This window comes from Acinetobacter sp. 778_lipA (assembly GCF_058242985.1).
Genome location: NZ_JBZAYT010000001.1, coordinates 745314 through 764269, shown reverse-complemented (window position 1 = coordinate 764269; position 18956 = coordinate 745314). Strand labels below are relative to the sequence as shown.

Annotated in this window: 15 protein-coding genes; 7 read left to right on the top strand and 8 right to left on the bottom strand. The window is 36.8% G+C overall.

Features of this window, described 5'->3' with window-relative positions; translation table 11 throughout:
• Positions 1-13: 13 nt before the first annotated feature.
• Both gltS and AC4CUY_RS03555 read right to left on the bottom strand, forming a co-directional pair.
• On the bottom strand, positions 14-1249 hold the full coding sequence (gene gltS / locus AC4CUY_RS03560) for a sodium/glutamate symporter (RefSeq protein ID WP_490773674.1): 1236 nt from the start codon (positions 1247-1249) through the stop codon (positions 14-16).
• A gap of 550 nt (positions 1250-1799) precedes the next feature.
• A complete protein-coding gene (locus AC4CUY_RS03555) occupies positions 1800-3044 on the bottom strand; it encodes a DcaP family trimeric outer membrane transporter (RefSeq protein ID WP_336952875.1) in 1245 nt (414 codons plus the stop codon).
• A gap of 418 nt (positions 3045-3462) precedes the next feature.
• On the opposite strand from AC4CUY_RS03555, the gene AC4CUY_RS03550 reads away from it, so the two are divergent.
• From AC4CUY_RS03550 to ntrR, 4 genes are all read left to right on the top strand, one after another.
• On the top strand, positions 3463-4167 hold the full coding sequence (locus tag AC4CUY_RS03550) for a nitroreductase (RefSeq protein WP_336952876.1): 705 nt from the start codon (positions 3463-3465) through the stop codon (positions 4165-4167).
• Positions 4168-4750: 583 nt separating this feature from the next.
• Positions 4751-5644, top strand: coding sequence for a phosphoribosyltransferase family protein (locus tag AC4CUY_RS03545; RefSeq protein ID WP_419327579.1), 894 nt, complete (start codon positions 4751-4753; stop codon positions 5642-5644).
• 18 nt (positions 5645-5662) lie between these two features.
• Positions 5663-7159 carry a nicotinate phosphoribosyltransferase gene (locus AC4CUY_RS03540; RefSeq protein WP_490773673.1) on the top strand — a complete coding sequence of 499 codons (1497 nt, stop codon included), beginning with the start codon at positions 5663-5665 and terminating at the stop codon, positions 7157-7159.
• A 164-nt stretch (positions 7160-7323) separates the two neighbouring features.
• On the top strand, positions 7324-8064 hold the full coding sequence (ntrR, locus tag AC4CUY_RS03535; protein ID WP_490773672.1) for an ADPR responsive transcriptional repressor NtrR: 741 nt from the start codon (positions 7324-7326) through the stop codon (positions 8062-8064).
• Positions 8065-8247: 183 nt separating this feature from the next.
• Here the strand turns inward: ntrR and AC4CUY_RS03530 are convergent, their stop codons facing one another.
• Positions 8248-8844, bottom strand: coding sequence for a hypothetical protein (locus AC4CUY_RS03530; RefSeq protein WP_490773671.1), 597 nt, complete (start codon positions 8842-8844; stop codon positions 8248-8250).
• Positions 8845-8950: 106 nt separating this feature from the next.
• Here AC4CUY_RS03530 and AC4CUY_RS03525 point away from each other — a divergent pair, with 106 nt between their 5' ends.
• From AC4CUY_RS03525 to AC4CUY_RS03515, 3 genes are all read left to right on the top strand, one after another.
• Entirely contained in the window at positions 8951-9328 is a 378-nt protein-coding gene (locus AC4CUY_RS03525; RefSeq protein ID WP_483770245.1) for a VOC family protein, read from the top strand.
• A 206-nt stretch (positions 9329-9534) separates the two neighbouring features.
• Positions 9535-10788 (top strand): exonuclease SbcCD subunit D, encoded by a 1254-nt coding sequence (locus tag AC4CUY_RS03520; protein WP_483770246.1) that lies wholly within the window; start codon positions 9535-9537, stop codon positions 10786-10788.
• 9 nt (positions 10789-10797) lie between these two features.
• Positions 10798-14394 (top strand): SbcC/MukB-like Walker B domain-containing protein, encoded by a 3597-nt coding sequence (locus AC4CUY_RS03515; protein ID WP_490773670.1) that lies wholly within the window; start codon positions 10798-10800, stop codon positions 14392-14394.
• Positions 14395-14440: 46 nt separating this feature from the next.
• Here the strand turns inward: AC4CUY_RS03515 and AC4CUY_RS03510 are convergent, their stop codons facing one another.
• The 5 genes from AC4CUY_RS03510 to AC4CUY_RS03490 all read right to left on the bottom strand — a co-directional run bounded on the left by AC4CUY_RS03510 (position 14441) and on the right by AC4CUY_RS03490 (position 18760).
• Positions 14441-14866, bottom strand: a complete 426-nt coding sequence (locus AC4CUY_RS03510; protein WP_490773669.1) for a hypothetical protein — start codon at positions 14864-14866, stop codon at positions 14441-14443.
• Positions 14867-14934: 68 nt separating this feature from the next.
• Positions 14935-15690 (bottom strand): hypothetical protein, encoded by a 756-nt coding sequence (locus AC4CUY_RS03505; RefSeq protein WP_336952886.1) that lies wholly within the window; start codon positions 15688-15690, stop codon positions 14935-14937.
• A gap of 163 nt (positions 15691-15853) precedes the next feature.
• Positions 15854-16645, bottom strand: a complete 792-nt coding sequence (locus tag AC4CUY_RS03500; protein ID WP_490773668.1) for a hypothetical protein — start codon at positions 16643-16645, stop codon at positions 15854-15856.
• A gap of 290 nt (positions 16646-16935) precedes the next feature.
• Positions 16936-17739, bottom strand: a complete 804-nt coding sequence (locus AC4CUY_RS03495; RefSeq protein ID WP_336952888.1) for a thioesterase family protein — start codon at positions 17737-17739, stop codon at positions 16936-16938.
• A 187-nt stretch (positions 17740-17926) separates the two neighbouring features.
• Positions 17927-18760, bottom strand: a complete 834-nt coding sequence (locus AC4CUY_RS03490) for an undecaprenyl-diphosphate phosphatase (protein WP_419327569.1) — start codon at positions 18758-18760, stop codon at positions 17927-17929.
• Positions 18761-18956 lie beyond the last annotated feature (196 nt).

The following is an 18956-nucleotide window of genomic DNA, read 5'->3' as shown; positions in this document are numbered from 1 at the left end:
ATCTAAACATAAATTAAGCGATAAATTTTAGAATCAATTGAATCACTGTTGCATTAATTAAGTCGACAAAAAATGCACCACAAAGTGGAACAATCAAAAATGCTTTATGTGAAGGGCCGTACATATTGGTAATGGCTTGCATATTTGCAACAGCTGTTGGTGTAGCACCCATACCAAAACCACAATGCCCTGCTGCCAATACAGCTGCATCGTAATTTTTTCCCATTACACGGAATGTCACGAAGGCGGCATATAAAGCCATCGTTAATGTTTGTGCACTCAGAATAATCACCAATGGCCCTGCTAAATCTGCTAACTGCCAAAGTTTTAATGAAAGTAAAGCCATCGCAAGGTAGAGTGAGAGTGCTGCATTACCAAATACATCGATCGCGCGATCAAACATTTTAACTCTTAAAATGCCTTCAAGTACATTACGAAGAATAACGCCCCCAGCCAATGCCCAAACAAATGTTGGTAGCTCAAACCATTGCCCTTTACTGTAACCGGTCATGAATTCAGCAAAAGCCAGACATGCTGCAAAAAATCCCAATGTTGTAATCGCATTATCTGCAGTAATCAAACGGACTTGGTGTGGATACTCAAATGGAACATATTCCCCAAGATCAGAAACGGCTTGTTGATTGGTCTCATCCACTTCTTTTTGTGTTTTTGGGTTCGATAGCTGATAACGGTTAATCAGCAACTTGGCTAATGGACCACCGATGATCCCACCAATAATTAAACCAAACGTTGCGCTCGCCATACCCAACGCTAAAGCACCTTGTATACCATGCTGGGTTTCTAAAATCTCACCCCAAGCACCTGCTGTACCATGTCCACCTGTGAGCGTAATTGAACCTGCAATCAGACCAATCAGTGGGTCTAGCCCCATGACTGTTGCCAACCCAATCCCAACAAAGTCTTGTACGACAATAAATGAAGCAACACAAATTAAAAAAATGACTAAACCAAAACCGCCTTCTTTTAATTTTGCAAAATTTGCACTTAAACCAATCGAAGCGAAAAATACCAACATGAAACTGGTTTGTAATTCACTACTCGTGGTAATGCTATAGCCCCAGAAATTATGGATGAGTAAAGACAAAATTGCGGCAACAAGTCCCCCAGCAACAGGTTCTGGAATATTATATTTACGGAGAAAATCAATCTTATTGACCAGGAAACGACCTAATAATAATACGATGACTGCTGCAATCAACGTATAGAAGGCATTAAAAGAAAATTCCATAAGTAATTGTCCATTCTTTGGCTAGATTTTTTGTTGTATAGGTATAGAAATGCTATTCCATAATAGTAGCAGACTTAAAATCACTCAGAATTAGTGATTACCTAATTGCCTGATATATACAACAAAAAATTAAAATAAAAAGCAGATTTTCAACATTGAAAATCAAAAAGGCTCATCGCGATAAATACATTAGCGATTAGATATAAACAGAATTGCAATGCTGCAAAAATTTAGAAAAGAAAATGGTCATGATGTTACTCCTATTATTGATAAAAGATCATTTCATCAAACAATGAGAAATACAGTTCTCATAAGTCATTCACTTTACAAGAACAGGCCAAAACAGGTCATTTATCTATACGATAATATGAACATAGAAAAAAAGTGGGTTAATTATGCATTTTTTTAAGCAAATGTCTTACGTTTTTACAATTTTAGCTATCATTTTAAATTATATTTTTTTCTTATCTATTTCTTTTATAAATACTCATGCATAAAAAACCGAGGAGCATTCCTCGGTTTTTGGGATTAATAAATTTCTAAGCTGGAATTAGAAATTGTATTTCGCCATTAAACCTACACGGTTATCTTTATAAGATTGACCCGCGAAAGTTTCACGCTTACCGTTGATATACTCGATACCTAAATCAATCGGTTTCGCTGGAGAATAGATCACGTTTAACCAAGCTTGTTGAATTTTTTCATTCGCGTTTTGGTTTGCTTTCGCAAAATCTGTACCGTTGTCAGCAAACAATGCGCCATATGCTAAAGTCGAACGCAAATTAGGTAAGATTTTATATGTACCACCCACTTGAAGTGCAGTGAACTCATTCTGCTCAATATCGCCATTTACAATAGCATAAGCATTGTTACTGCCGTATAGGTAATTGCTATTGCCCACCACATAAGATGCATCAGCAAAAAGTTTTAAAGGATCCGCAACTTTAAAGTCTGTGCCAAGTGCAACACCCCATCCCGTCTTATCTTTGCCAGCATTGTTATCTTTATAGTTTTCCACTAAAACACGTGCAGACGCATTACCGTTGCCATCAGCATATGATTGTGTAATTTTACCTGTTAACACAGGAAGACTATATTTAACTGCTGTACCTGTAGCCCCAGCACTATTACCTTCTTCAGCAGCAACCAATAATTTTGTAGTTGGTGCCAGATTGTATGCATAACGTACTTGTGGAATACGTGTAGTACCGCCACCTGCGTTAGTTGCAAAGTCAATCATTTCTGGCGCATGGCTAGATAGGAAGTTAGATGTTGTTTGACCGAATAACCAGTTGTTATAGGTTAAATAAGCATGACGAATACGAAGGTTTTCATTTACACCGTTACCTGCAAAGTCAACTTCAACTTTACCACCAACTTTAGCATCACCTACTGGCGTATTAAAATCTAAACCAATACGTGTTGTTTTTGCTGTCGCGCGGAGTTTGTCTTTCGCTTCTCCAGTAGTTGAACTAATTTTGTTGAAGTCGTCATCACCGCCTTCAATGATATAGTTGGCATCACCACGAACAAAACCATAAATATTGATATCTGCACCAGACTTAGACTTTAAGCCAACTGATGAAGAAGATGGTGCTGCTTGAACTTTAGATTCAACTAATCTCACTTGCTGTTGTTGTTGCTGAAGAAGTGCTTTTAATTCTTGAACTTCATTGCGTAATTGTTGAATCTCTTGACTGTCAGTAGCAGCTTGAGCTGTATTTACCATCAAAGCTGTTACTGTTAATGCTAAACTTTTGACGATCAATGACTTGCGATTTGTGAATAGACTCATTAAATACTCCTAGCCTTATTTATGATGTGCATCCGTACAATTTGATCTTTTAACCCCAATACTTTGCTAAAAAATCAATTTTTCTTGTTTTCTTCAGTAGTTTCTCAGACACCACATAAAAAAAACTTTGCACATATATGCTTGCTATTAAATTATGAAAGCGTTGAAACTAAGTTAAAACCCAAAAGTAACAATTTGTGTATAATTCTTACACCTTTGTAATCTAGCGTAACTCAACCCCTTTATTAAATCAGTTTTATCGAATAAGACTTTAATTTCAATTCTTTTTTCAGATTAGTATTTCTATAATCATTATATAATCTAAGGCTTAGCTAAAATTTCAAAAAATGAATATAACCCCTCTACGACTATCGTATATAGTTTATTTGATTGAAAACTAGACCAATAAAGGATTTTTATGTTTTTCGAACAGGTTCAAGTAATAGATCAAGTAATTACAAGCCGTCATTCAGTGCGTGCTTTTTTGGATAAACCTATCGATTTAGCCATTATTAAAGATATTTTAAATGTCGCATGTCGTGCACCATCTGGAGCAAATACCCAACCGTGGAAAGTATATGTAGTTACTGGTAATAAGCGCCAAGAAATGATTGACCGTGTATGTGCTGCACAAATCGAATTATTTACCCGACCAGAACTCGCCGAACAGCATACAGCAAGTTTTTCATACTACCCGACCACTTGGATTTCACCGTTTATTGATCGTCGTCGTGAAAATGGTTGGGGGCTGTATGGACTTTTGGCGATTCAAAAAAGCGAAAAAGAAAAAATGGCGGCGCAACATTTAAGGAATTATCAGCTTTTTGATGCACCTATTGTGTTGTATTTTACTGTAAATAAAATTATGGGAACAGGCGCTAAAATGGACATTTCCATGATGGTGCAAAATGTCATGATTGCAGCAAAAGCACGTGGTATAGACAGTTGTCCTCAAGCTGCATGGAATCATTTTCATCGTATAGTCTTAGAGGTACTCAATGCACCTGATGATGAGGAGTTAGTCTGTGCTGTTGTGTTGGGTTATGCCGATCCAGACCATATTGTAAATACATTTATTACCCCGCGTGAATCTGTTGAAAACTTTAGCGTGTTCTTGGATTAGAGCGACTTTATTTAACAGCCTTCAATAATTTAAATCATTTTAAATTATTTTTATTCGGCTTCTTTCAAAAGCCCTTTTAAAAACTGAGTTCAACATAAAAGTTCCTCATCCTAACCTTCTCGAAAGGTGGAGAAGGAACTTTCAATACCAATATGATTTACTCCACATGAGCATTTTTTGATTTTTAAAAGATTTATTGTTCTGTATCAGTTGAACATGAATATTTCAACGAATGAATCATCCCTCCTGACTTTTTAAAGTACATGTTTTCTTATAGTAAGGGCTTTTTATCGTAGCTGTCTTTTATATAGCTATCGTCTTTTAGCGATCCCCTGCTTTTTCTTACATAATAAATGTCTAGGGATTAAAACCTGTTAAATCTCGAATAACAGACAGCATTAAAAATCAGCACGCTCTCACACACCAAATATTACAAAATAAAACAATGACTTAAATAAAAATCCAATCAAAAAGCATCTAATACCCAGGTTTGTAATCTTTTGTAAAGTAATATTGATAATTAAATAGGCTTTATGACACTATATATGTATTGGCAATAAGCCACCTTATAGGTATAAGCAACATGTCTATCCAAGTCAAAGATTCAAACAACAATATTATCCCTATTCAAAATATCCAGTTTGCGGGTGGTGAACGACATGTTCAAATTTCAGCAGATACGTTAAAAACGTTGAAAGGGCAAATTCAGATTCAAGCCAAAATCAGTAACACGCAAGATTTGATGGATTACTTGTTAATTGAAAATGTATTACTCAATCAAGGTTTAGAAATTGATTTGGAAATCCCCTATTTTCCATACGCACGCCAAGATCGAATCTGTGCGATAGGACAGGCATTCTCATTAGAACTAATGACAAAATTATTAAATATCAATACTGAACAATTTCCACAACAACGTAAATCAATCAAAGTTTGGGATGCACATAGTTGTGTTACTGAAAAACTTTTAAATGAAAATACCCATTTTTTTGAGATTGAGAATGTTCAACCCAGTGAAATCATTCTGCAAAATTCAAAGTTACAAGACATTTTAATTGCTCAAGACACCGTTTTAATCTGTCCAGATGCAGGTGCAAAACAACGGACCAAAATGATTGCCAAAGTCATCAATAGCTTACGAGATCACGAAATCGAAATGGTCTACTGTGAAAAAAAACGTGATGCCGTCACAGGAAAAATTCAAAATGCTCAAGTCAACGCAACTGATTTAACGGGCAAAACAGCTGTGATCACGGACGATATTTGTGATGGTGGTGCAACTTTTATTGGTATTGCACAAGAGTTAAAAAAATTAAATTGCCAACATGTGATTTTATATGTGACTCACGGGATCTTTAGTAAAGGTATGCACGTATTTGAAGGCTTGGTTGACCAAATTTTTACCACGACGAGCTTTCCTCAAACTGAACATCCAAATCTAAACGTCATTTCATTTAGTCGTTTCAATTCATTTTAATTATTTTGGAGAATAACAATGAGCTTAAAAATCAATCCACTGAATGCAATTGACTTTTATAAAGCAGATCACAGACGTCAGTATCCTGTTGGCACAGAATATGTTTATGCCAATTTCACGCCACGCTCTTCTCGTTTAGCGAAAATGTTGCCTGACTTCGACGATAAAATCGTGTTCTTTGGCTTACAAGGCTTTATCAAACACTTTTTGATTGAAACTTGGAATGAAGGTTTTTTCCAACAAGATAAGGCAAAAGTCATTGCTAGATATAAACGTAGAATGGATAACGCATTGGGCGAAGGTGCAGTTCCTGTCGATCATATTGAAGCTTTATATGACTTAGGCTATTTACCGATTCGGATAAAAGCATTAGAAGAAGGCAGTCGTGTCAATATAAAAGTACCTGTCCTCACTATTGTAAATACCCTGCCTGAGTTCTTTTGGTTAACCAACTACTTAGAAACAGTACTCAGCGCTGAATTATGGAAAAGTTGTACTACAGCAACGATTGCATTTGAATACAAACGCTTACTGACAACATATGCGATTAAAACAGGTGTACCTTTAGACTTCGTTGCTGTACAAGGGCATGATTTTAGTAGTCGCGGAATGAGTGGGATTTATGATGCCACACAAAATGGTGTAGGACATTTAACCAGCTTTATCGGTACAGACGCGGTTTCAGCGATTGATTATGCAGAAGAATATTACGATGCGGAAGGCATTGTAGGTGTTTCGGTTCCCGCAACCGAACATAGTGTGATGTGTATGGGCAGTGAAGACAATGAAATTGAAACTTTTAGACGTTTATTCACTGAGCTTTATCCATCAGGTGTGGTCAGTATCGTATCGGATACTTGGGATTTTTGGCGAGTAATTACAGAATTTACTGTGGCGTTAAAAGACGAAATTTTAGCTCGTCAGCCAAATGCTTTAGGTTTGGCTAAATTGGTTTTTCGTCCTGACTCTGGTGATCCTGTAAAAATCATTTGCGGTGACCCTGAAGCTGAAATGGGCAGTCCAGCTTATAAAGGCGCTGTGCAATGTTTATGGGAAATCTTTGGCGGAACCGAAACAGATCAAGGCTATAAAGTTTTAAATGAGCGTGTTGGTTTGATTTATGGTGACTCGATTACTTTGGAACGTGCTTTAAATATTCTTCAAGGGCTAGAAGCTAAGGGCTATGCTTCAAATAATCTGGTCTTTGGGATCGGTAGTTATACTTATAACTATTTAACGCGTGACACATTTGGTTTTGCAGTTAAAGCCACTTGGGGACAAGTCAACGGTGTTCCACGTGAATTGTTTAAAGATCCAATCACTGATTTTGGTATAAAGAAATCCGCTAAAGGTTTACTTCGCGTAGAAAAAACTGAAGACGGATTTGTGTTATTTGATCAGCAAACCATGGAACAAGAGCAACAAGGTGAGTTAAAAACAGTGTTTGAAAATGGGCAATTGATTCTAGCGTGTCGTTTGAATGAAATTCGGGAGCGATTGGCAAATCAGTTATAACAATCATTTTCAGAAACCTTGCTTTTTATTGCAAGGTTTCTGTGCTTAGGCTGCACCATTGCCAATCTCATTTTACTCAACATATTTTCTACTTGGCGAATCTCTTCCACCCTGTAATAATCCAAGACAATCTGTTACTTTAATAAAATTAAGCGAGCCTTACAGTGACCTTTAACTCCGAACAGGAATTTCTCTCCAACTATAATAAAAAGGATTATGAATCCCCATTACTTACAGTAGATATGGCGATTTTTTCTGTTAATGCAGGTCAGCTACAAGTTTTATTGATTAAACGTTCCAATTTCCCACAAAAAGATAAATGGGCACTCCCAGGTGGTTTTGTCGATTTGTCTAAAGATCAAGATTTGATGACAACAGCACATCGTAAATTGGTTGAAAAAACTGGACTTCAATCACCGCATTTGGAACAAGTTGCGACGGTTGGCGATGCAACACGTGATCCTCGGGGGTGGGCTGTAACAGCTTTATATTTTGCCCTGATCGATTTCAAAGCGTTTCAACAGATTGCCACTGAACAAAATGAATATAGTGAATGGATTTCAATTGCTGAGGCAAAAAAATTAGACTTGGCTTTTGATCATTTAGAGCTTTTAGATATGGCTGTTGAACGTTTAAGTAGTAAGGCACGTTATACAGCCTTACCCGTCAGTTTAATGCCTCAACTGTTTACTTTGACTGAGTTACAGCAGATTTATGAAATTATTTTGGGACAAAGTTTAGAGAAGAAGTCATTTAGACGGCGTATGATTGAAGCTGGCGCAGTTGAGGAAACAGATCAATCTAAGATTGCGGGCAAACGCCCTGCTCAATTGTATAAGTTTGCACTACAAAGTTATGATTTCCATTTTCCTCGAATTTTAGAGTATCCAAGGGAAACCACTTGAGCGCTTTGTATTACTTGGATAACAGCAAACAATGAAAACTTTAGAAAGATTAATCAAAGGGATTTACGCAATAAGCTTAAAAGCTTTGTCTTCACTTATCGACATCACTAAATCACTTCAGATCGACTTCTAATTGCCGTTTCAATTTCATTTATTGATTTCCAAAAATAACGACATAAGTCCCTATTTGTATTTTTTCTCTAAACAACAGACCGGTTTTTCTAAAAAATTCATCACTTTGCTATCGTTAAAATGCAGATCTTTAATTTTTAAAATAATGTCTTGTAGGGCATTTTGATCGAAATAGTTATCTGAACAAGGATCAAAACTACACTCAAATTCATTTCTCATTGGGCTAAACAACGGAAATAAAGATCTAAATATTTTAATGACATAAGCAAAATCATCTTGCGGAATAAAATAAGTTCTATTGCCTTTATTTTGTATCCTCTCTAAGTTTTCATCTTCTGCCCAAATAAAGAAACCCACTTTATCAACATATTTTGGATTTTCATCTATACTCAATTTGATTGTACGTTGATTAAATTCATTAATTTTTTGAATGATTTTTTCAAGATTGGGATGATATCTAGGATCATCATAATATTCTTGTACAAGTTCCGCATCACAATCTGTTGCTGCACAAATTTTTTCAATATTCTGCTGATGATAAACTTGTATGCAATGTGCTATCTCATCATATTGTTTTAATAAAGCGCAAGCATCTGCGATTGAAATGGTAATTTTTGCGCGTAATTCATGTAATTTTTCTTTATCCATAACACATCACTTTTAACTGCCTCATTCTTTCATTTTCAATATTTATACATCACAACTTTGCAAATTCTATTATCTTAATCAAAACATTTAAAATTGGACAATAACAATGAACGCACTAAGCTACTTTGAAATTCAGTCTTCAAATCCTGAGCGTGAAGTTAAATTTTATCATGAAGTTTTCGGTTGGAAATTTCGCAAAGTTGAAGGTCTACCCATTCAATATTTTCAAATTGAAACAGCCAACATACATGGTGGCTTATTGGAGCGTCCAGCTCAAACACCACCCACCCATTGTGGAACCAATGCCTTTACCTGTTCTTTTGAAGTTGAAGATTTTGATACAACTGCTGAAAAGATTTTAGCTTTGGGTGGACAAGTAGCAATGGAGAAATTTGCTATTCCCAATAAATGTTGGCAAGGATATTTTTTAGATGCAGATCATAATACCTTTGGATTAGTCCAAGTTGATCCCAATGCAAAATAACATTCAATAATTAAAAATCTAAATAAATGTTCGAAAAAACCTGTCTATATTCGGCTGCATGAAACAGTTGAGAAAAAGATAGCGAGTATTTTTTAAGAATTTTTATAAAAAATACAGATCATATTAAGTGATTAAGGCCTTACAGCTGATTTAAGCATTCAATTTGTGCTACCTTAATTTTAAATTCTGTAAGGCTTATCCAACTAATGACTGTACGCTTTCTTCATACTTCAGACTGGCATCTGGGACAATTCTTCTATAACCATTCTCGCCAGTATGAACATGAGCAATTTTTAGCGTGGTTATTAGCTCAAATCAAAGAAAAACAGCCCCATGCCCTATTGATTGCGGGTGATATATTCGATGTCATCAATCCTGCATCTGCTGCGCAGAAACAACTCTATCAATTCCTAGCCAATGCACATCAGCTTGCTCCACATATGCAAACCTTAATGATTGCAGGTAATCATGATTCAGGTTATCGCATTGAACAAGTTGAGCCCCTGCTTGAAAAATATCACGCCAAAACCGTCGGTGTGATTCATAAAAACGAGCTTGGTCAAATTGATTTGGATCGTTTACTGATTCCAATTTATGATGAACAAAAAAATATTATTGCTTGGTGCCTAAGCTTACCGTTTCTGCGCCCAGCCGAAATTACAGGTTTTAACGAAAAAACCAATAACAGTCAAAATGCCATTGCCTATTTACATCAACAGGTGATTTCTGAAGCACGAAAAAGAAAAACAGATAATCAAGCACTCATTCTAATGTCACATGCCCATATGCAAGGTGGAGAAACCTCTGATTCTGAACGGCCTATTATCATTGGCAATGAGGAAGCACTTTCTACCACATTGTTTGAAGATAGCATTGATTATGTTGCACTCGGGCATTTACATAAACCGCAAAAAGTTGGTCAGGAACATATCCGTTATAGTGGTTCACCTATTCCCTTATCCTTTAGTGAAATCAACTATAAACACCAAATTGTCGACGTGAATATTGACCCGCTTAAAATAGATGAGTCACGGGTTTCATTTGAAAGTGTATTTATTCCCCGTAGTGTACAACTACATAAAATTAAAGGGGAATTGAACGAAGTTTTAGCCAAATTAAAGGCATTAGCAAGCGATGAAATTGAAAATATTGATCAGCGTGAATATGTCGATATTGAATACCATACCGATGTTCCACCTCCGCCCAATTTGCGCCAACAATTTGAAGATGCTTTACCCAAAAACCGTTACCGCTTAGTTCGCATCTCAAGACAATATTTCGCATCAGAAAAAAATAGTGATGAAATTACTTCAATCAATTTAGAACCACCGACACCAGAAAAACTCTTTCAACAACTTTGGGAGAAAAATGGCTATACCAATGATGATGCTGTCTTGAAAGACTTTTTAAGCTTATTACAAGAAGCCGAAAAAACGCTTGAAAATGAACATGACGCATAGGAGTTTGCCGTGAAAATTTTATCTATACGACTCAAAAATCTCGCGTCTCTTTCGGGTGAACATTTTATAGATTTTGAATCTGAACCTTTAGCTTCAGCAGGTTTAGTGGCGATTGTTGGAAAAACAGGAGCAGGAAAATCAACCATTTTGGATGCCATGTGCCTTGCTCTATTTAATAAAATCCCACGTTTAAAAGACAGTGATGGTAAATTACAGGATGTTGATGGCTCTGAACTTTTAACCAACTCACCACTGACTGTACTCCGCCGTGGTACCGCACACGGCTTTGCTGAATTATGTTTTGTGGCACAAGATCAAAAGCATTATTTGGCACGCTGGGAACTTAAACGTTCCCGTGAAAAAGTAGATGGAAAACTACAAAGTGTCCAACGCTATTTAAAATGCTTAACTGATGGAGCGGTAGTCGCAGATAAAGCCAAAGCCGTTGAATCAGCGATCTATAAAATTACCCAACTGAGTTTTGAGCAATTTACTCGTGCAGTTCTTTTGGCACAGTCCGAAGTTACAGCCTTCTTAAAAGCACGTGACAATGAACGTGGTGAATTACTTGAGTATTTAACCAATTCATCCATTTTTGGAAAAGTCGGTCAATTGGCCTACGAAAAAACCAAATTGGTGGCATCAAAACGTAAGGATTTGGAAAACCTTCTCGGTCATATTGAACTCCTCGCTGAGGAAGATGCCGCTGAATTACAGATGCAATTCCAACACACCAATCAAGACTATAAAAAACTTGAAGATGAAAAATCGCAACTTGAAAAACAACAGCAATGGTTTGAGCGTAAACAAAAACTGAATAATGAAATTGTCGTTAAGCAACAGTTGCTTAATACACAGTTACAAGCGCAACAAGGCTTAATCCCTGAGCGTGAACGTTTAAATCGTTTAGAAATATTCTCAGAGATTCGTTCTAGTATTTTTCAAAAGCAACTACTGATAAAAACCGAACAGCAACTCGCACCACAAACTCAAAAACAACAACAGCTTTTTGATGCATTACAAGTTCAATTTGACACTGAAAAGACCCGTTTTCTCCAAACTGAAACGGCTTTAACTGTTCAGCAAAATTTCGAAAATACCCATCGTGGATCTTTGAGTGAAGTACGGAAATGTATTCAGGAGCGGGATTTTATTGGGGTCGAATTTAAGAAAATTCAGACCAGATTAAATGATTTAGAATCGTCTAAAACCCCACTACTCAATCAACAACAACAACTTGAACATCATATTCAGCAGATTACAGAAAAACGAAATCTTTTAAATCAGCAACTTGCAGACTCTCAGCAGTTCTCAAGTTTGGATAAAGGTTTAACTGCACATGTGCAACAGTTAACCCAATTTATTCAGCACTATCAATCTATTGAAAATCAATTAGGGAACCTGTCTCAGGCTGAAACGAAATTAATTGAGCAAAAAACACAATTACAAGACTCAATTCATCAATTTGGAACTGCGGAGCAACTTGAAACTCAGCTTGAACAAACGCGCCAACAACGTGAATTTAAACTGAGCCAACTCAACCAATTGGCTACCTTACAGCAAAAATTAGCCCAGTTTTTTGAATTAAAGATTGAATCTCAGCAGCTTAATGACCGATTGAAACGTTGCTCGGAACAATTTCAACAACTAGAAAAAACCACAATACAGGCTGAACAAGATTTCCAAACGGCGAAACAAGCCCGTTTAAAACTGCAAGAGGTTTTACAACAACAACGCTTATTACATGCTGAAAATGTGGAACATTTAAGAGCTGAATTAATAGATGGTCAACCTTGTGTTGTTTGTGGAAGCACAACCCATCCCTATCACCTTGATGATTCTGCTATATCTAAAGTACTGTTTGAGCTACAACAGCAACAGGAACAACAAGCCACCCTCAAAGAACAACAAACCTTTAACCTTTGGCAAGCGGCTCAACAAAACTTGACCAAATTGAGTGTCGAACAGCAACAGCTTAAGACCACTCTTCAAAATGTGACTGAAAAAATAACCGTCATACAACAGCTATGTATTGAACAAGGTCAATCAGCCCAAATCCCGCTGAACTTAACTCATACACAATCTGAAATTAAGCAACAATTGGAGCAACTTACCCAGCAATATCAGTTTGATATTCAACAATTGGAAGCACAATCTAAGCAATGGATTCAAAGCATCAAAATTCAGCAACAATTAAGTCAAAGCATTCAACACACTGAACATTTATTGCAAAATGCCAATAACCTACACAATCAGGTACAACATATTGTCAGTTGCTTAGCTGATCGTGAAAAAAATGCATGGCAACAGTACAGTATCACCACAGCACAATATATCTTGAGCCAATTAAATACGCGTATACAACAGCTTGAACAGCTTGAGTTATTGTCGAAACAGCATGATCAATATCTACAGCAACTCAATACAACTCAACTCAATATAGCGAATACAGCCAAACACATTTCTGAAACTGCTCACAGCTTGAACGAGATAAAACTGAAAGGGCAACAAAACACAGAATTGGCAAATCAACTCATTCAAAATATGACGGGATTAACCGAAGTTAAGCCGAATGAATGGTTAACGCAGTATGACCATGAATACCAAAAAATTCAGACGCTTTACCAACAACAAAAGCAAAGTTTTAATCAATTACGCAATCAATTTGAGCAAGAAAAAAGTCAGCTCGAACAACTCAACGCTCAGCAACAACACAATCAGAATAACCTCAATCTAGTGAATCAGGATATTCAGCAATGGCTTACTCAGCATCCAGCTTTTCAGCCTGATGATTTAGAGCTTTTGGCTCAAATCACGGCGGTACAAGAACAACAGATTCGCCAACAACTGCAACATGCTGAACGAATGTTAAATGAGGCCAATTCAGCACTTAACACCATACAAGAGCAATTAACTGAACATACGCTTCATCAACCCGAAATTGATTTTGAACAGTTACAACAATTGATTTTGAATAATGCGAATACGCTAAAAACCCAATTTGAAATCCGCGATCAGTTAAAACTCAAACTTGAATTGCATCAACAAAATGTTGCTAAGCAAAAGCAATTTGCTGATCAGATTCAACAAGTACAACAGGAAGAACATCGCTGGGGCAAAATTTCAGGCTTAATGGGAGATGCGACGGGTAAGAAATTCCGTGATTATGCACAACAGTATAATCTGGATATTTTACTCGAACATGCCAACCAACAATTGGCAATGTTGTCTCAACGTTATACCTTAAAACGATTAGATAATTCACTCAGCCTTGCCATCATTGACCATGATATGGATGGTGAAACCCGTTCGGTTGCCTCACTTTCAGGAGGTGAGTCATTCTTGACTGCCCTTGCCTTATCTTTGGCAATTGCCAATATGGCATCAGGTTCAATGAAAATTGAATCTCTCTTTATCGATGAAGGTTTTGGTACATTGGATGCATCTTCATTACATATGGTCATGAATGCATTAGATCAACTGCAAAATCAAGGGCGTAAAGTTGTATTGATTTCACATATACAGGAAATGCATGAACGTATTCCTGTGCAAATTCAGGTACGCCCTTTAGGGGCGGGTGCAAGTACGCTTGAAGTGGTGAGTTAGAATAAATGAGGAGGCCACCCTCCTCTAAAACATAAACTCATCGTATTTATTTATGTTCTAAATACGCTTGTTTAGCTTGATCACAAATTTCTTTTTTATCACTCAAGCCTTGTGTGGCTTCTGCTAAAGTTTCATCAAATGTCGTATCAAACTGCTTATAGTCACGATCATATTGAGCCTTATATTTTTGATTATTTTTCATAGCAGTGATTGAGCTTTGTATTGCAACACACATAGGATAAAGCTCAGATTTGTCCTGTATTTGAGTTACACGTTCTGTTATTTCTTCAATTTTACCAAGGATCGTATCAAAGTTTTCTTGAAATTTGGCATAACTGGGCTGAGGTTTAATAAGGACTTTATATTGATCTTCAATAGGATTTGCAAATACTTGCGTAGACACCATGCCCATTAAGATTACAGTGTATATTTTTAGTAATTTCATTGGATTAAAACTCTTTATATTTTTCATTTAATTTCATTAAGTTTAATAATAGGCATTCTTTATTTTAAGAATGCCTATTATTACAAACGAATAAATTAACGATCTGCGGGAAATGCATTTGGTGGAGGTGCATATTTATTCACGGGTTTAGACTCGTCTTCTGGTGCTTCCAACTCATATAAAACCGTACCAATTACACCAGCGTTCTGAATTGAACCATTCTCTGAGTTCGCAGCATACGCATCTTTAGGCTTACTAAATGTAAAGGAAGCAACAGCAGATTCACTCTTACGGAAACCTTCAATTTTCAATGAATCATGTGCATGTAATACATAACCAGAATTGCTTCTGGAAGCCTCACTGCCATCAATGACATCTACACCATCAACACTGGCAACCACTTCAAACGTTTTAGCTGTGTTATTTTCATAATGAAGTTGATAGCTTTGCCCTTCACGCCCTGACAAATAGTAGCTTTGTCCAACACGATACATTGGAATTCGGTTTCCACGATCATCTACAACAGAAAAACTCACTTTTCCTGCGGCAATAGAAATTGAATTGACCGTTTTACCTTTGTAGCTTTTATCTGCATATTGCACGATAGTTTCAGCAAGAGGTGAATCAGATTTGCGCTTTAATTGCACTTCGGTCACATGGGAATCAATTTCATCACCCCACTTTGTGCCTAACTTTTCATCAGCAGCAACTTGATTGTTGGCTGCTTCAGCGGCAGCATCTGCACTGGTCGCTTCAGTTTGGGATTGAGATACGCTTTCATCTGTTTTTTTCGAACATGCAGCTAGAAAAATACACAAAAAAAGGCAGAGAAATATATTTATATTTTTCATTATAAAACCTATTTTAAAGTTTATAAGTTACGTAGATTATTATCAAAGTCATAATATCGTAGCTATTTTGACTGTGCTATTTTTAAATTATTGCAATTATGTAACATTATAACATCTAAAAAGAGGGATAATAACATCCCCCCTTTCGTCTTAATATTTTTAATTAATCCGCAGGAAAGGCATTAGGCGCAGGTGCGTAATTATCCTTAGATTTTTTGGGTAGATCGTATTTTGGTGCTTTTAACTCATACACCACTGTACCAATCACACCAGTATTTTGAATAGAACCACTGGTAGTGTTGGCAGCATAAGCATCATTTGGCTTACTAAAAATAAATGAAGCTACAGATGAATTACTCTTCCTAAAACCTTCAATCGCGAATGAGCTATATGGTCTTAACACATAACCACTATTTGAACGTGAAGCTTTACTTCCATTAAGAACATCTAAACCATCGACACTTGCAACAACTTCAAAGGTTTGGCTACTGGTATTGGCATAACGCAATTGATAGCTTTGTCCATCACGGGCAGAGAGATAATAACGCTCTCCATCGCGATACAATGGTAAAATTCGCCCACGATCATCCACAACAGAAAAGCTAATTTTTCCAGCAGCTAAAGAAATGCTATTAATACTGCGTCCTGAAAATTGCTTACTGGCATAACGAATTTGAGTTTCATCAATAGAATTACTACTCAAACGTTTTAAATCAACCTGAGTCACATATGAACTCACATCATCTCCCCATTTCGTTCCCAAACGCTCTTCTGACTTTACTCGATTTTGATTGGAGATAGGCGCTGGTGCAGCTTTAGCTGTTGCTGAGGTAGGTGATGGTGCAGATTCGATTTCTTGTGAAGTAGCATCCTGCGTTGAAGAATATTTTGCAGTACTACAAGCGCTGATTAAAGCACAAAGACATAACCATAATAATAGTTTGGATTTATACATATTCTATTTCCAGTTTTTAAATTTTATTCAAATCAGTATAGTCAAATCGACAATCATATTACATCTAATATTGTTGAGTATATTTTAAAAAATTTAACTGAATAATTTGCCTTAAAGTAAATTCCAAATGCCTAAACGGATACTCATCAGCTTCATTTTACCTACACATAGAATTGTTTTTTATAGCGATTTATCTAAGCCAATGTAAAAAATCTAATTACTATTCAATAAATACCAACAGAAATCAAAAACGGTATGTAGAAATATAGTTTTTGATTTCATCCATGCAATTACTCAACGTGTATGGGTCTTAAAGTGAGAATCTGTTCACTACGTCCAAATGGCCCATAAATATCATGTAAGATGGAACTGGTTAAACCAATACCATCTTCACCATACTGTTGTACGGTTTCTAAGCCTAGCCATTGACCTTGGGGCAAACGATATAAATGAATTTGTAAATCTAGATTTGGAAAGCCCCAATTAAAAGGTGCTGTTTGTCTCGCCACGACACCATTTGCAGTATCGATCATTCCCATTAACTTCACAAATGCCGATGTCGGTCGACCTTCAACCATATCCAAAGTATTGCTAAGCCATACAATACCAGCTCCCTGTCGACGTTGCTCAGTCCTTGCTTCAATCGAATGAATATATCCACCAGGCCATTGACGTATTTCATGCCAAATCGGTAACTGTTCCGGTGTACCAATAGATTGATCCTCTAAGCCTGCAACACTTTGACTATTGCTGATCATCATGCGCCAACTTCTCGCCACAATACTTATTTTACCTTGTGTGACCATTTCGGATTCAATCAGTTCAATGGTCTTGCCAGCTCGAATTACTTTTGTCCGAATATAAAATTCGCCACCTGCAATTAATCCAAGAATATCTAAACTTATACGACCAATTCGAACATCATTTCGAGGTGAAAACTGCTCTAATTCAGCACAAATAACCCCTGTCGCTGGTGCCATATGTTGCTCATGTGCATTCCAAGCCCCTTGAGCATGATCTGTCGATTGATAATGTGCAGTCACTACACCCTGTTTATCGATATGACGCTGAATCAATTGATAATATGCAGACATAAACTTCCCTATCACTCTTAAAAATCATTCGCTATACATATAATCCCGCATTATTTTTGTACTCGACTTAAGCAAAGAAGTCTAATATTAATAGGAAAAATGACCCATAGCGTTCAATATTTTACATGGGATTGAACGCTTAGATTTAAAGTGACATATTGAAAAGTCAGTGTTTGAAAGCCTAGATTTAACCAATGAGTAAAACGACACCAGAGAAAATCAGACAATAAATACCAAAGAAATGCCAACGACCATGTTCAAGCCAACTCGATAGCCATTTTAAAGCAACAAGACCTGCAATAAAGCTAAACAGCATCCCAAACATACTGGGTAAAAGCAGTTGAGCTAAATGGATATTTTGAAAATTTTCGGCATGTAGCAATCGATAAAGTTCTTTTACAATCACCGCTGGGGTTAACACCACTGCCAAGGCAAAACTAAACTCTTCCGCTTTTTGGCGAGCGACACCTAAAAATAATCCTGTTGAAATTGTTGCACCTGAACGTGAAAAACCACGAAACGGCAAACATAAAGCCTGAACAGCGCCAATCCATGCCGCACTTTTCATCGTCACATCACCAACCTGTCCACGATCTAATCGAGAAGATAAAATAATCAATACACCAGCAGAAGCTAAAGCAGCAGCCATTAATTTTGAGTTGCTAAACAATTGCTCAATTTCAAAGTGGTTTGCCCCAGCAAAAAATACATGTTTGATCATCGATTGCAACGCTAATCCAAGTACGCCCGTGATGCATGTTGCAACAATCACAAACCATGCTTGTTTTTTAAAACGATCCCATGACGAAAAATAGGTTGTGCGCCAAGACTTCCAAAAATACACAATGACCGCAAACATGGTTCCTGTATGTAGCATCACCAATAAAAACGTCATATCGGGCGCTGATGGGTCAAAACCCATCAATTTTTCAGCCACAATCACGTGCGCTGAACTGGATACAGGCAGCAGTTCTGCAAACCCTTGTATGATGGCAAGAATAAGTACATGAAAAATAGTCATCAACAATCTCTACGGATTAGAATTATCGATGCCTTATACGTTTACAGCATTAAATCAAAATTAAAATAAACTTAAACCACTCATTATAGTAAGCTTCATACAAATTTAGCTGCTTTTTTGTCTTGTTGAGTCATACATGGGCGATCTATCGTGTGGCGACATGGATGCAGCTGTTGAGTGGAGCGTACCCTACCCA